Origin of the sequence: Bacillus cereus group sp. MYBKT14-1 (assembly GCF_051915185.1) — a bacterium.
Classification (GTDB): Bacteria; Bacillota; Bacilli; order Bacillales; family Bacillaceae_G; genus Bacillus_A; species Bacillus_A cereus.
Genome location: NZ_JBQAEF010000027.1, coordinates 25,476 through 39,284 on the forward strand (window position 1 = coordinate 25,476; position 13,809 = coordinate 39,284).

Consider the following 13,809-nt stretch of genomic DNA (forward strand, 5'->3'; position numbering starts at 1 on the left):
ATGCTTTGGACCTTTAGCTCAGCTGGTTAGAGCAAACGGCTCATAACCGTTCGGTCGTAGGTTCGAGTCCTACAAGGTCCACTTATAAACAAGGAGAGAGCACTCAAATGAGTGCTTTCTCCTTGTTTATAAGAAATAAAGGGGATTGTATGATGAAAATAATTGACTTAGAAGCAGTAAGAAAAAAGAAAGAAAAAGTAATGGTAACTATTCCAATTATAGAACTAATATATGGGGATGATGGAGAAATTGAATTTAAGATAGTAGGAAAAAAAGTTGTTCCACAATCCATGTTAGAGAATTGAACTACTTATACTAGGCTGTATAGTCGCAAAGTAGATGGAGTTCAATAAAATTTCATTCCTCTAACGAGGAGAGGGTTTAAATTACAGCCCTTCCCGAACGAGAAAGCCCCTCATCTTGAAGGCTGTTCAAAACAGAAATGGACTGCGAATGCTTAGTCATTCAAGAATCCCATCCGTTACACCGTAAGGTATAGGACTTGCGGTTTTAGCCGTGGGAGTGTCAAAGGTAATACGTTTATATGGAACTTAAAGGTAAAAGACTGGATTAATTTTAAAAGTAGTATAGAGGAAATAGGGTGTATTCATACCATCTAAGGTGCTGATTTAAATTATGTTGGAGTGATCTTAGGAGCAAAAATTGATTGTTATTACACAGGTGAAGAAAATGGAGACTATGATCTGAATAAAGCAAACATCATCGTCAATCCAAAAGAGTATAAAGATCGAAACGCCCTTCCGATTAAGGGAACGGATTTAAATAATGAAGAGTGAACATCCTATATTAAACAAATTTATTATATATTATTGTCACGAGGAATAAATGGATGTTATGTCTATGCAGTAAATCAAAATATGCAAAGGTATCTAAAGGGAATAGTAAAAGTAAGTCAATAATTATGAGAAGGGGTTACAGAATTTACGATACGGGAAAGTCCACGCAGGACTTTAGTCAGCAACAGGAAGCATAAATTTGCTGTACAAGGATTTAATTCTGTAAAGTTTTTGCAGGAAGTTTAAACTAGAATGAAAATTATCAAGACAAGATAATTTTATATTAATTTAAATTAAAAAACGCTATTCTTTTTGTAGAAATATACAGAAAGAATAGCGTTTTTTATGAATTTTTTAATTCAAGGTGAATTATAATTTTTACTTTGAAAATTCCTTAGATTGCTGTTCAAATCATAATCTGTTTAAAAGAAATTTTTTAATAGAAAGGTAAATAAATTATGTAATGCATGGATTAAAAAAACAACCCAATAGGCGGAGGGGGCTTTGGATGTTTTTTCTTTCTTTTTTTGATAAATCCAATATGAGTATCCTAAAATGACACCCATTAGGGCGCTATAAACTATATAGGAAAGCCCATATGAGTGAATAGTTCCAAAAATAATGGCTGAAAGAAAAATCGATGGGATATTATCGTATTTACGCACAAATGGAATATCTTTTAAAATCCAAAACAAAAACATTTGATAAAGGGCTGTTTCTATTAGCGGGGCTACGACACAACCAGATATAACTTGCCGAATAAGAGTGGTATCCTCAATCGGATTTCGTTGCGCGTCTTCTATTGGTATAAGAAAGGATAACAATGGTAGTACAAATGTAGCTATAGTCATAAGTATGATGAAATAAGGGAATCTTAAGTTATAAATAAAATGATGTAAACGTTTCTGCATGATCTACTCCTTTGGCATGTTGTGAAATTATAAATCCTGGTTAGGAACTATGTAATTTACTTTACTATACTATTAATCATAATGATGGGCAAACTTGGAAAATGTGTGCTGAATATATTATTCTGCAAATATAATCTAAAATTAATATTTTGTAAAAAAACTATTGAAAACGTTTCCTTATAGTTGTACAATAAATATCGTAAGCTTACAATATATTTATATAATGATTTTTAAAAATGGAGGATGTTATGTATGAAAACTTTAAACAAAGAAAATAGTTTATTAAAAAATCTAGAAGAAATTGAATTAGAAGAAATTAATGGTGGAGGCTGGAGAGACCATCTAAGATGGGGCGCAGACTTTGGTAGAGGACTTGTATCTTTCCCTTATGGTTGCGGTATGGGCGACGCATATATTAAAGGTAGCACATACACTTCTAGTGGCGGTGGTTACTTAAAAGGATCATATGGTAGCCGTTAATAACTTTTATTAATAAATAATAGCTACAGGGTTAGTTTACAAAACTAACCCTGTAGCTATTACATTAAAGCAGGGATGATATATGACAAACTTTAATTATGTTTCAAAAGAATTAAGATATAATATAATTTTTTTTGAAATAGCATGTAATAAATTATTAACAATGAATATTGATGATAATAGCTTATTAAAAAAGGTTAAGAAACGATTAGCATTGTTAAACCACATTCATAAATATTCAGAAGAAGTTAACGAATTACTTTCTGAATTACATTCAGGCACAATTGATGAGATAAATCATTTAAGTGATATACAATTTATAGAAATGTTAAAAAGCTTTCTAGTCACTAAAAGAATTAAGGTTTCTGTGAATATCATGACTTTAAATGAAGAAAGATGTATTGAGAGATGTATTAGAAGTATTAAAAATTTTGCAGATGAGATTATTGTTTTAGACACTGGTTCTACTGATAAAACACTAGAAATCATACAAAAAAAATTCCCGGATGTAAAATTATATTGCACAGAGTGGAAAGATGATTTTTCGGAATGTAGAAATCAGTTAATAGATTATTCGACGGGCGATTGGATATTTCAGATTGATGCGGATGAGGATTTAGAAATCAACCAAGAGGATTTAAGGGATTTCTTAGAATTATTTTATGAATTTCCTAAATCTCCAATGGTTATCTGTCCGAAAATTAAAAATCATGATAACCAAGAGTTGGATTTTAATAAAAGGATTTTTAAAAAGAATGATAATCTCAGATACTTTGGAATGATCCATGAAGATTTACGTTATAATATCCAGAAAAAAGGGGACGACTTAATCTATTTTACTACTGATTTTGTACTTAACCATGATGGGTATAAGCCAGAAATAATTGAATTAAAAAACAAATATAAAAGAAATCTAGATTTAGAAAATGAAATGGTACGCATTGAACCAGACAACATCAGATGGTTTTATTTCTTAGCCAGAGAAAGAAAATTAGCTGGTTATTCTGATGAAGCAGTAATTCATACACTCGTACAAGGAATAAATAATAGTAAAAATGAGCAAAAAAATAATCATTTTTATTTATTATCTCTTTTAATGTTAGCAGATCTCTATCATAATAATCATAATTTTGAAGCGCTACATGGAATTGCTAATGAATTATCTAATGGATTCCCGTATTGTATTGATGGATTATACTATAATTTAATCAGTAGCTGGGAATACCAGTCATCTCAAATTTCACTTCTTACCGAGAAAAGTTTCCAACATATGAGAAAGGTCGAATCTCCTTATTCCATAATAAATTCTAATGGGTATCATATCTTTTATCTATTAGGCATGTTGTATTTTAATGTGGGGAATTATGCAAAGGCTTTTCAAATGTTTTCTATAATAAAGGATGACATTATGCTAGATGAAATCAAATCAAACTTAAATGCTTTAAAAGATAATATTGAAAATTTTTTAAGTAAATAAATAGTATATCCTAACTACTGTAAATACTTTTATTTTGAGTTAGGATTTATGGCTAAGAGAGATAGATCCTAACTCAAAATAAAATTGTAAGGAGTTTTTGGAATGCAAAAGTCATTAGGAAAAATAAAGGAACAATTGGATTCTACTGAAAACATATTGTGTACATTACAATGTTCATTCGACCAATATGTCAACCGAAATTGTGCTCGTCCCGGCATATTAGTTGCCACTGAGCAAAGAATGATTTTTTACGGAACACCTTTTATGAATTTTAAAAACGAAATAGTTGAAGAATTCCTTTATGAAGGGATCTCTTCATTCACATTAAAAAAGAATATTTTCGGAATTCGAATCCGAATGCAGTACAATGATGAATTTTTGAAATTTAATAAAATTACGAATGCAGATGCTACTATATTTGTAGAAACAGTAAATACCCTACGTAAAAAGTAATAGCAAATTTCGTATCTGCCACTTTGATAATAAAATGTTTTGTAACTTGGCAGTTTTATCACTGAGAGAGAAGGTAGTATATTGGTTCGAAAGAAGTTTCATTGTATCAAACAACATGATTTAAAAGACTGTGGTCCAGCTTGTTTAGCTATGATCTCACGCCACTACGGCCTTACAATATCCATATCAAAAATTCGAGAAATTGCTGGAACGGACCTACATGGCACAAACATTAAGGGTTTACTAACAGCTGCTAATAGATTGGATTTTGATACGAAGGGTGTAAAAGCAGAGAGTATAGATGCATTGTCAGAAATACCTTTGCCAGCTATTGCTCATGTCGTTATGGACGGTGGACTACTTCATTATGTAGTCATACACAAAGTAAAGAACGGTAAAATTTATGTAGCAGATCCAGCACAAGGCCTTGTTACATATACATCGGTTGATTTCGGTCAGATTTGGCAAGGAATATTGATACTACTGGCTCCTCGTCAGAATTTCCAAAAAGGGAAGCAATCTCAAGGGACATTATCTCGATTTTTTTCACTATTAAGACCTCAAATGAGCTTGCTACTTCCACTATTTGTAGCTTCTATTTTTTTTAATATATTTGGTTTTGCTGGCGCATTTTATTTTAAGTTCTTAATTGATGATATTGTGACGAAACAATTGTTACAAACACTGCATATAGTATCTATAGGAATTGTTATTTTATACATTTTTAAAGTATTACTCTCCTATTTTCGGACGCACCTCATTCTATATTTAAGTAGACGGATGGATATTCAATTAATGCTTGGATATTATCATCATGTTGTAGGCTTACCTATGAATTTTTTTGAAACCCGAAAAGTCGGTGAAATTATTTCCCGCTTTATGGATGCAAGTAAAATACGTGAAGCTTTATCGACAATTACTATTACATTAATGATTGATACAGTTATGGTTTTGTTGGGTGGTATTTTATTATATGTGCAAAGCTCTACTTTATTTGTAGTTACATTACTTCTCATCCCATTTTATATAGGGGTTATTTTTTTATTTCATAAGCCCTATCAGACCATAAATCGTAATGAGATGGAAAGTAATGCCAAATTAACATCGTATTTAGTGGAATCATTAAATGGAATTGCGACAATAAAGTCCTATAATGCGGAAAAAGAAGTGTTTTTTCAAACAGAAAATCGCTTTGTAAACTTATTAAAACATACATTTAAAAGAGGAATGTTATCAAATTTACAAGGTTCTATTAAAATGGTTTTAGCACTTATTGGAGGTACTGTTATTCTTTGGGTGGGAGCAATACAAGTCCTAAAAGGAAATATGACAATTGGCGAATTAATTACATATAATGCACTTTTAGGATATTTCTTAAATCCAATTGAAAATTTAATCGGTATTCAACCTACGATGCAATCTGCATTAGTTGCTGGCGAACGATTAAATGAAATTTTAGATTTAGATGGAGAAAAAGATGAAACAGAATATCGTAAAGTTTCTCCTAAAGCATTATCTGGGAAGATAGAGTGGTCAGATGTTACATTCCGATATGGAACACGTAAAAACGTGTTGGAGAATATCAACTTTTCGATTCAATCAGGTCACCAAGTCGCATTTGTAGGAGAAAGTGGTTCAGGTAAAACGACTATTGCTAAGTTATTAATGAATTATTATGAACCACAAAAAGGTGACATATATTATGACGAATTTCATATAAAAGAGGTTAATCGTACAGCACTAAGAGATCGTATTGCTTATGTATCACAAGATTCATTCTTCTTTAGTGGATCTATTTATGATAATTTACGATTTGGATTAGAACAAATGCTTTCGTTAGAAGAAATTATTCAAGCTTGTAAGAGTGCATGTGCGCATGAATTTATTTGTGATTTACCTTTACGCTATGAAACTCATTTAGAGGAAAATGCTTCAAATCTATCTGGCGGTCAAAGACAGAGATTAGCTATTGCAAGGGCACTGTTAAAAAAACCAGATATTATTATTTTAGACGAAGCAACCAGTAACTTAGATTCAACAACAGAAAAGCATATTACAGATATGTTAAAAGACTTAGGATCCAAAGGCATAACGGTTATCATGATTGCACATCGACTTAGTACCATTCAACATGCCAATAGAATTTTTGTAATGGGAAAAGGAAATATCCTAGAAAAAGGGTCTCATGAGGAATTATTAACTCAAAAAGGTGAGTATTATCGTCTATGGAAAAATCAAACCGTTCATGCGGAGTATCTGGAGACTGAATTTGATGCAATACGAGGTGGACAATATGGTTAAAATATACTCTTTTGATGAATTAACTGATAGTGTTGAGTTATTAGAAAGAAAACCGCCTCGTTTTATAGCTATACTGTTGAGTTTTCTTTTTTTATGTCTATTAGTTTTTGCTATTTGGGCATGTGTTGGTAAAGTAGATATTGTTAGCAAAGGTACTGCGATAGTTGAAGGAAAATCAAATATCAGTACAATTCGTACGCAAATTGTAGGTATTGTAGACACTATTTCTGTGCAATCTGGTGATGAAGTAAAAAAAGGAGAGACCTTACTCCAATTGAAGAACCAGGAGTTAACAGGTAAACAGAATCAACTAAATAACATTATAAAACATGTAGAAGAACAAAAAGCAATGTTAGAACAGCTAAAACAGAGTATTAAATCTGAAAAAGCAATTTTTTCTAAGGATTTAGATCAAAAAATACGTGATGAATACAAGGCATATGAGCAAGGGTATCAAGCTTTAGAAAAAGAACAGGATAATGAGATTAAATCTCTCATAAATAATAAGTTACCTAACGAACAAGATGAGGTTTTACAAGGGTTACTTGCGGAAAAGGAAAACATACAAAGAGAGCTAAAATTTACTCGAAAACAGAAAGAAAAGACGACATTAGAACAAATCGATTCAATTAATGAAAGGATTCAATCATTAGAGGCACAACAAACTAATGTAGAAAAAAGAGTCGAACAAAGAAAAGTAACATTAGAAAATGAAAGAAGTAAAATTGAATCCGTTAAGGAAGGAAAACAAGAGCAAAAGAAATTTACTTTACGAAAATATAAAGAGGATGCTCTTGTTTCAATTAATCAGCGTATTCAGTCAGTAGAGCAAGAACTATTTGTAAAAAAACAAGAAATGGATAGCTTACATCATCAAGGTGAAACGACTGTTATAAAGGCACAAAAGGATGGTATTATACAATTTCCCTCTATTTTACAAACAGGTGATTTAGTCGACCCAGGTCAAGAGTTAATATCGATTATTCCAAAGGAAAATATCAAAAAGATAAAAATATTAATGCCTGCTCAAGAAGTAAAAGGGATAAAAAAAGGTGACAAAGCACAGTATTCCTTTAAATTAAAAAAGACCGATAAGCAAGTTGGGACTGTAACTTATATATCTGCCCATCCTATTTTTGATAAAGATTCCAAAACATATATGTATGAAATGGAAGCTTCAATTGATACAAATGAATTTGATGAATTACATATGGGAATGGTAGGCAGAGTTTCTGTCGTGACGGGTGAAGAATCCATTTGGAAATTTATTTTACGCGAGTTGGATTTTATTTCTAATTAGTCTAAAAGGAGAAAGGGAAGAACTATTAGTAAGCACGTTGATAAAGATATTGTAGTAAGAGTTTGGCAACAAGCAGAAATCCAATGAGTATTAACAATTTGAGAAATTGTAAAAAGATATACTTAATATTTTTAATATAATTATAACGGTGTATTCGCTTTGTAAATGTAACTTATGGTTCTTGCTCATTAACTTGAATTTCTCTAACAGATGCAAAAACTGAATGTAGATCCTATGTAAAGATGCCTTTTGTTTTTTCCGGATGAAGATAGATATTAAAACGGTTACATATCATAACCATAGAAAGTACAATTATTAATTTAAAAAACAATATTTTTCATGGATTTCTTTAAGGCGGATTTTTTTAAAATCCTAATTCCTCTGCAGAAATTAAACGTGTAGTAGCTGAAGGAGATACATTTGCTCTTCATGTACATTCTCGAACTAATTCTCAAGATAAGGGAGTTGCGATAGTGGATATTTTCCGCATAAAGGATGGAAAGATTGTCGAACACTGGGATGTAATTCAAGAGAATCCAAATGAGGCAGCTAATGATAATACTATGTTTTAGGTAGAAGATATATTTAATGATTGTTTAATTGCTAGAACTGTATAGCATCTAGAGATTTAGATAATTTATGTATAAATTGAGTAAAATGGAGGGATGTCCTAGATCTGATACTAGGGCATCCCTTTCTATTTTAATGGGATTTAAACGATCTCAACATCAATCTTTTATGTTTTTTGAATTATAAGAATTTTTTATTTCTGTTGGTTTAACGATGGGACATTCTCTTTTTCTCGTCAGTGTTTAAATCAATAAATAAAACTTCTTAATTCTTTTAGCAAGGCTTGTAAAATTCCAACAGTTCAATTGGAATGTTATTTTTGTATGCTATACATGCTTTTGTATCACCAGGCTGAATGGTCTTTTGGTCAATTAACAAAAGCGCAGCAAACGTATTTGCTTCTATCTCTAATTTATCAACGGAAAAGAATGTATTCTTACGCAGAAAAGGTGTATTTGCATGAGTATGTAGAACCGCGTGTCCTAATTCATGGGCACAAACAGTTCGCTGCATAGATGGAGATAAATTAGTATTAATAACAATGAAACGATTTCTTTTTTCATATTTATAAAAACCATTTATTTCTTCATGTAAATCCCATGTTAGTACATGTATTTTTAAGTAATCTGCAAGCTCATAGGGGTTTGTCGTGTTGTATTTGGTGCAAAGTTGTTGGACTAGATCTCTAATGACGAATTTCAATGTTTTCCCTCCTAAGCTTGCATCAGTTATCGTCTGGATTACGATATTTCTTAGGCACGTATTTTTTATTGATTACTTTTGTTTGTTTTACAATGTACTCCATCGCATCTAATAATGACTCTACCGCTTCTTGACTCATAGGTTCACCAGAGAACATTAAGCCATCTTCGCCTTGTAGATCTTTCTTTATTTCTTCCATTCTTTTTGCTATATCTTTCTCATCTTTTGGCGTTACTTGTTCGTTTGGTTCGTCTGTAACAGATCGACCAAGTAAATAGTCAGCTGAAACTGAAAAGCAATCAGCTAATTTAGTTAAAACATCATGTGGAGGGAACCTCTCTTCTGATTCGTAGTAACCTATCATTCTTTGGGATACGCCGATTTTTTCTGCCAGTTGTTTTTGAGTTAAATTCTCTTTTTTTCGTAAGGATTTTATTCTAAGTCCTATCACATCGTTCACCTCTCTAATTGAACTAATTGTTCTCTTTGAATTCATTTTAGCACAAACAGTTCTTTTATGCATTGACAAAGAACAATTAGTTCTTTAATCTGTATTTAGAACTAATTGTTCTTATGGAGGTGTGATAATGGGAAATAAAATGTACGATCCGAAAAAAAACTTATATAAAGAAATGGCTAGCTATTGCGGAGTAACTGAACGCTATATTCGAATGATTGATCAAAAAGAAAGAACACCATCAATGGAGACAGCTAGGAAGATTGCACAGTTTTTTGATAAGAGTGTAGATGATATTTTTTTTAGTAATAAATCGAACTTTAAGTTCTTTTTAACTGCACTTTGGTTTAAAAAGTGTGGAAAGTAGATTTTGTCATGTGGAAGTTAAGAGTTGCAATAAGTAAGTAAAAAAGGTTTGAAAATATGAGAGGTAGATAATATGGGGATTTTCCGAGTAAAAAAAGATAATAATTATTCCGTTATTAATAATACCGGTCTAAAGGATAAGAGGCTTTCTTGGAAGGCGAAAGGAATATTAGCTTACATACTTACACTTCCAGATGATTGGGTGTTTTATAGAGAAGAATTATCGCAACATGCAAAAGACGGTATTAATAGCTTAAGAGCTGGAATGCAGGAATTAAAAGAGTACGGATATATTAGAAGATTTCCTGTTAGAGATGAAAAAAACAAAATTGTTAGATGGGAGACAATTATTTACGAAATCCCAGTGGATGATTATCCACCAGTGGAAAACCCACCTGCTGGAAAACCTGTTGCTGGTAACCTACCGGTGGATAATCACAAGCTAATAAATACTAATATACAAAGTACGAAAGAACTAAATACTGATATACAAAATATAAATCATATTCATGATAATAAACAAAGTTTACTCTCAAAAAAATTAACAAATGAAGATTTTAAAATAAGTCATCAATTTTTGATGAAGAATAGAATTTCATTAAGTGAAATAGCAATTATAGAGCTTGGTGCATTTTGTGAATCATTAGGTAGTGAACTAATTGGGGAAGCAGTAAATAGATCAATTGATGAAAATGTACCAAAGTGGAGATATGTACGTGGCATTCTTAAAAATTGGGAAGCCAAAAAGGTAAAAACACTCAAGGATGTAGCTATGCTAGAGGCACAGTTTGATCTTGGTAAGAATAAAAAACAATTTGGGTTAGGGAATACAAATCGAAATGAAATGGTACCAGAATGGTTACATGAAAAAGAAGATGTTCCAGAAGAGCAGCCTATAAAAAATAATGAGTTAACTATTGAAGAAGAGCGTGAGAGATTAAAAACTTTATTAAAAAAATATAAATCATAATTAATATTTATAAATTTTATTAAATTGATAATAAAGGTTAGCTTATCTTTGGTGTTGAACTACTCACCACTTAACGTCCTAACGGACTGTTTAATGATAGCAAATATGTTGGCTTATGCCAACCGACATTTATCTCCCACCTAAAATTGGTGTTTCACACCTTCACATTTTTGAGGAAGGGGTCTTCTGTCGGAAAACGATAAAAATAAAAGCATAAATAAAGAAAAGTAGGGGGATTATTATATGTTTGACTGGCTCAAAGATTATCAGAAACTAGAAGAAGAAATTGCATATTTAGAATATAACTTAGACAAATCAAAAGCAGAATTAAAGCGCTGGACTAGTGGGGACTTGCAAAATGTACGATTAACTGCTGAATCGGAGGGGGCGAAAGTAGAGGATCGGATTGAAGTTATTGAATATGAATTAGGACATAAGATGAATGAAGTATTTGATTTAAAGATTTTAATTAATAAGTTTACAGGTTTAGATCATCAAATACTCAAAATGAAGTATGTTGATGGAATGACTCTAGAACAAATAGCGTTTGAATTACATTATAGTACAGGCTATATTCGTCGCAAACATGCTGAAATAAAAAAGATTGTCAAGTTTGTAGATGGGTTTTAATGTTACCTTTTTGTAGGGTACATGCAGTGTACAGAAAGTATTGAAAAAGTGAATTATAGTAGTAATATAAGATTTCGACGAAAGGGCAACTATTTTTATGGTTGCTCTTTTTGTTGTGAAAGAAGGTGAGCAACATGAAGTAATTTTAAAAAATTTTTTTCATTTAAGTGTTAGATGTAAGTAGTAGATTAAGAGTTTTATAGAAAAAATAATAGGAAAATAAGGAGAGATTTAGTAATGAGTATATTAGCTGCTTCAGTTAAAACAAAGAATCTGCCACAACAAGTGTTACGTTGGCAATCAATGGTAGAAAGTGAATGTTCAGCACAAGGTGTGTCTGAATTAGTTCCCTACGTACTTGGGATTATTATGGTGGAGAGTGGAGGAAACTCTGAAACAACACCTGATATTATGCAGTCCAGTGAATCACAAGGTTGGGCGATGAATACAATTAAAAATCCAAAAGATTCAATTTATTATGGGGTAAAGCATCTAAAAGGAGCTTTTGATGATGCAAAGAAAAATGGTATTACAGATTTAAGTGCCATTGTTCAATCATATAATTTTGGACGAGCTTACCTTCGTTGGTTAGCTTCTAATAATAAACAGCATTCATTACCGGTGGCAGATTTGTATTCTAAAACAGTTGTTGCGCCATCACTTGGTAATACAACTGGTGCTATGGTCAAGTATAGTCAGCCTATTGCCATTGCATACAATGGTGGCTACCGATATAAAAATGGAGGGAATTTCTTCTACTCTGAAATTGTTAAGCAATATGTAGATTTTGATGAAGCTGGTGATAACAATAAACCAATACAACCGGTGGGCTTGGGGATTGCTGTAAATAAATATCCGAATAACGGGGGGATTAATCTATATAGCCAACCACAAGGAGGATATTTTACGAGGGTAATTTATGATAAAACACCTTACCTTATTATAGATGCAGCGTGGTATGAAAATCCTATGATTTGTCTTGGAAACGAGGCATGGGCTGCTCTGGAACATTTCGATGTACAATGGTTTAGTGCTTATTTAAAATATCCATCAGGTAGTGGTATTAATACGTATGACAGCCCTAATGGAAATTATACAGGTTTTGTAGACGGGTCTGTTCCATATAGAATTTTGGCACGAAAAGATGGTTATTTGGCGATTGGAAATAATGCATGGGTAAAAGAAGAACATTTTAATGTTAGATAATGAGAGGTGGCTTTTGTTCTGGTTATCTCGGAATTTGAAAAACTAAAACATATTAAAATAATAAATGTAAATAGTAAACAAAGGTACTTTTGTAAGTACCTTTTTATATTGTGTAAAAATAGAAAGGAAGATTACTATGTCAAAATTTATTTATCCTACAGATACAACGAGAGTAACAAGTGGTTTTAGAGGCAGCAGACCAGATCATCACGGGGTAGACCTTGCTGAAGCCGGTTATCACCCTATTTATGCAGCGGCTAGCGGTCAAGTTAGTCGTTCTTATTTTTCATCTAGTTATGGTGAATGTATCATGATTGTGCATACAATTGATGGAATTACATGGGAAACTGTATATGCTCATATGCGTAGTGGTTCTCGAACGGTAAAAGAAGGTGATTATGTTTCACAAGGACAAACTATTGGAGTTATGGGAAACACGGGGGATTCTAGTGGCCAACACTTACATTTTGAATTGCATAAAGGACGTTGGAATGTGAGTAAAAGTAATGCTGTGAATCCGTTAGATCACTTGGGTAAAGATGGTGGTGGTAACAATACTGATAAACCAATTCAACCAGTAGGTTTGGGGATTGCTGTAAATAAATATCCGAATAACGGGGGGATTAATCTATATAGCCAACCACAAGGAGGATATTTTACGAGGGTAATTTATGATAAAACACCTTACCTTATTATAGATGCAGCGTGGTATGAAAATCCTATGATTTGTCTAGGAAACGAGGCATGGGCTGCTCTGGAACATTTCGATGTGCAATGGTTTAGTGCTTATTCAAAATATCCATCAGGTAGTGGTATTAATACGTATGACAGCCCTAATGGAAATTATACAGGTTTTGTAGACGGGTCTGTTCCATATAGAATTTTGGCACGAAAAGATGGTTATTTGGCAATTGGAAATAATGCATGGGTAAAAGAAGAACACTTTAATGTGAGATAGTATTTTGAAATCTATAAATATCAAATTAAATGGAAGAAGCAGTGTGATACTTTTTTATGAATTCGTTTAAAACGATGGTGTAGGAGTGTAGAGAGGAATTAAAGGAAGAGCAACTGATAAATGAACTGCACCCCAATTGTTAGACACAGTCTAACAATTGGAGGTGCAGTTTTTCTATGGCTAAATTTACAGCTGATGAAAAAATACAAATCGTTCTACGTTATTTGAACG

Annotated in this window: 14 protein-coding genes, 1 tRNA gene and 2 pseudogenes; 14 read left to right on the plus strand and 3 right to left on the minus strand. The window is 32.2% G+C overall.

Annotated elements, in window-relative coordinates; genetic code table 11:
• Window positions 1–7: 7 nt before the first annotated feature.
• The 3 genes and pseudogenes from ACTFO4_RS29055 to ACTFO4_RS29065 form a co-directional block, all read left to right on the plus strand.
• Window positions 8–81: transfer RNA gene (locus ACTFO4_RS29055), tRNA-Ile, on the plus strand.
• 71 nt (window positions 82–152) lie between these two features.
• Complete coding sequence (locus ACTFO4_RS29060) at window positions 153–305, plus strand: hypothetical protein (protein ID WP_155759246.1); 153 nt, start codon at window positions 153–155, stop codon at window positions 303–305.
• A gap of 219 nt (window positions 306–524) precedes the next feature.
• Window positions 525–920 (plus strand): annotated as a pseudogene (locus tag ACTFO4_RS29065) (DNA/RNA helicase domain-containing protein); the annotation flags it as partial.
• A 299-nt stretch (window positions 921–1,219) separates the two neighbouring features.
• Here the strand turns inward: ACTFO4_RS29065 and ACTFO4_RS29070 are convergent.
• Entirely contained in the window at window positions 1,220–1,708 is a 489-nt protein-coding gene (locus ACTFO4_RS29070; RefSeq protein ID WP_440014219.1) for a lysostaphin resistance A-like protein, read from the minus strand.
• Between the two features lie 252 nt (window positions 1,709–1,960).
• Here ACTFO4_RS29070 and ACTFO4_RS29075 point away from each other — a divergent pair, with 252 nt between their 5' ends.
• The 6 genes and pseudogenes from ACTFO4_RS29075 to ACTFO4_RS29100 form a co-directional block, all read left to right on the plus strand.
• Window positions 1,961–2,188 (plus strand): hypothetical protein, encoded by a 228-nt coding sequence (locus ACTFO4_RS29075; protein ID WP_000854592.1) that lies wholly within the window; start codon window positions 1,961–1,963, stop codon window positions 2,186–2,188.
• Between the two features lie 82 nt (window positions 2,189–2,270).
• Window positions 2,271–3,665 (plus strand): glycosyltransferase family 2 protein, encoded by a 1,395-nt coding sequence (locus ACTFO4_RS29080; protein WP_440014221.1) that lies wholly within the window; start codon window positions 2,271–2,273, stop codon window positions 3,663–3,665.
• Between the two features lie 102 nt (window positions 3,666–3,767).
• The gene (locus ACTFO4_RS29085; protein ID WP_440014223.1) at window positions 3,768–4,118 is read left to right on the plus strand and encodes a PH domain-containing protein; all 351 of its coding nucleotides are present in this window, start codon (window positions 3,768–3,770) and stop codon (window positions 4,116–4,118) included.
• An 81-nt stretch (window positions 4,119–4,199) separates the two neighbouring features.
• On the plus strand, window positions 4,200–6,419 hold the full coding sequence (locus ACTFO4_RS29090; protein WP_440014224.1) for a peptidase domain-containing ABC transporter: 2,220 nt from the start codon (window positions 4,200–4,202) through the stop codon (window positions 6,417–6,419).
• A complete protein-coding gene (locus tag ACTFO4_RS29095; protein ID WP_440014226.1) occupies window positions 6,412–7,719 on the plus strand; it encodes an HlyD family efflux transporter periplasmic adaptor subunit in 1,308 nt (435 codons plus the stop codon). Before ACTFO4_RS29090 ends, ACTFO4_RS29095 begins: the two co-directional genes overlap by 8 nt.
• 336 nt (window positions 7,720–8,055) lie before the next feature.
• Window positions 8,056–8,291, plus strand: a pseudogene (locus tag ACTFO4_RS29100) (nuclear transport factor 2 family protein); the annotation flags it as partial.
• Between the two features lie 271 nt (window positions 8,292–8,562).
• On the opposite strand, the gene ACTFO4_RS29105 reads toward ACTFO4_RS29100, so the two are convergent.
• Both ACTFO4_RS29105 and ACTFO4_RS29110 read right to left on the minus strand, forming a co-directional pair.
• On the minus strand, window positions 8,563–8,991 hold the full coding sequence (locus tag ACTFO4_RS29105; protein WP_440014228.1) for an ImmA/IrrE family metallo-endopeptidase: 429 nt from the start codon (window positions 8,989–8,991) through the stop codon (window positions 8,563–8,565).
• Window positions 8,992–9,013: 22 nt separating this feature from the next.
• Window positions 9,014–9,442: a helix-turn-helix domain-containing protein gene (locus ACTFO4_RS29110; RefSeq protein ID WP_097939119.1), complete on the minus strand. Its 429-nt coding sequence runs from the start codon at window positions 9,440–9,442 to the stop codon at window positions 9,014–9,016.
• 136 nt (window positions 9,443–9,578) lie between these two features.
• On the opposite strand from ACTFO4_RS29110, the gene ACTFO4_RS29115 reads away from it, so the two are divergent.
• From ACTFO4_RS29115 to ACTFO4_RS29135, 5 genes are all read left to right on the plus strand, one after another.
• A complete protein-coding gene (locus ACTFO4_RS29115; RefSeq protein ID WP_000527103.1) occupies window positions 9,579–9,815 on the plus strand; it encodes a helix-turn-helix transcriptional regulator in 237 nt (78 codons plus the stop codon).
• Window positions 9,816–9,887: 72 nt separating this feature from the next.
• Window positions 9,888–10,784, plus strand: a complete 897-nt coding sequence (locus ACTFO4_RS29120) for a DnaD domain protein (RefSeq protein WP_440014231.1) — start codon at window positions 9,888–9,890, stop codon at window positions 10,782–10,784.
• A 243-nt stretch (window positions 10,785–11,027) separates the two neighbouring features.
• The gene (locus tag ACTFO4_RS29125; RefSeq protein WP_016083110.1) at window positions 11,028–11,414 is read left to right on the plus strand and encodes a phage protein; all 387 of its coding nucleotides are present in this window, start codon (window positions 11,028–11,030) and stop codon (window positions 11,412–11,414) included.
• A gap of 237 nt (window positions 11,415–11,651) precedes the next feature.
• Window positions 11,652–12,620 (plus strand): lysozyme family protein, encoded by a 969-nt coding sequence (locus ACTFO4_RS29130; RefSeq protein WP_440014233.1) that lies wholly within the window; start codon window positions 11,652–11,654, stop codon window positions 12,618–12,620.
• A gap of 136 nt (window positions 12,621–12,756) precedes the next feature.
• Window positions 12,757–13,578: a M23 family metallopeptidase gene (locus ACTFO4_RS29135; RefSeq protein WP_440014235.1), complete on the plus strand. Its 822-nt coding sequence runs from the start codon at window positions 12,757–12,759 to the stop codon at window positions 13,576–13,578.
• Window positions 13,579–13,809 lie beyond the last annotated feature (231 nt).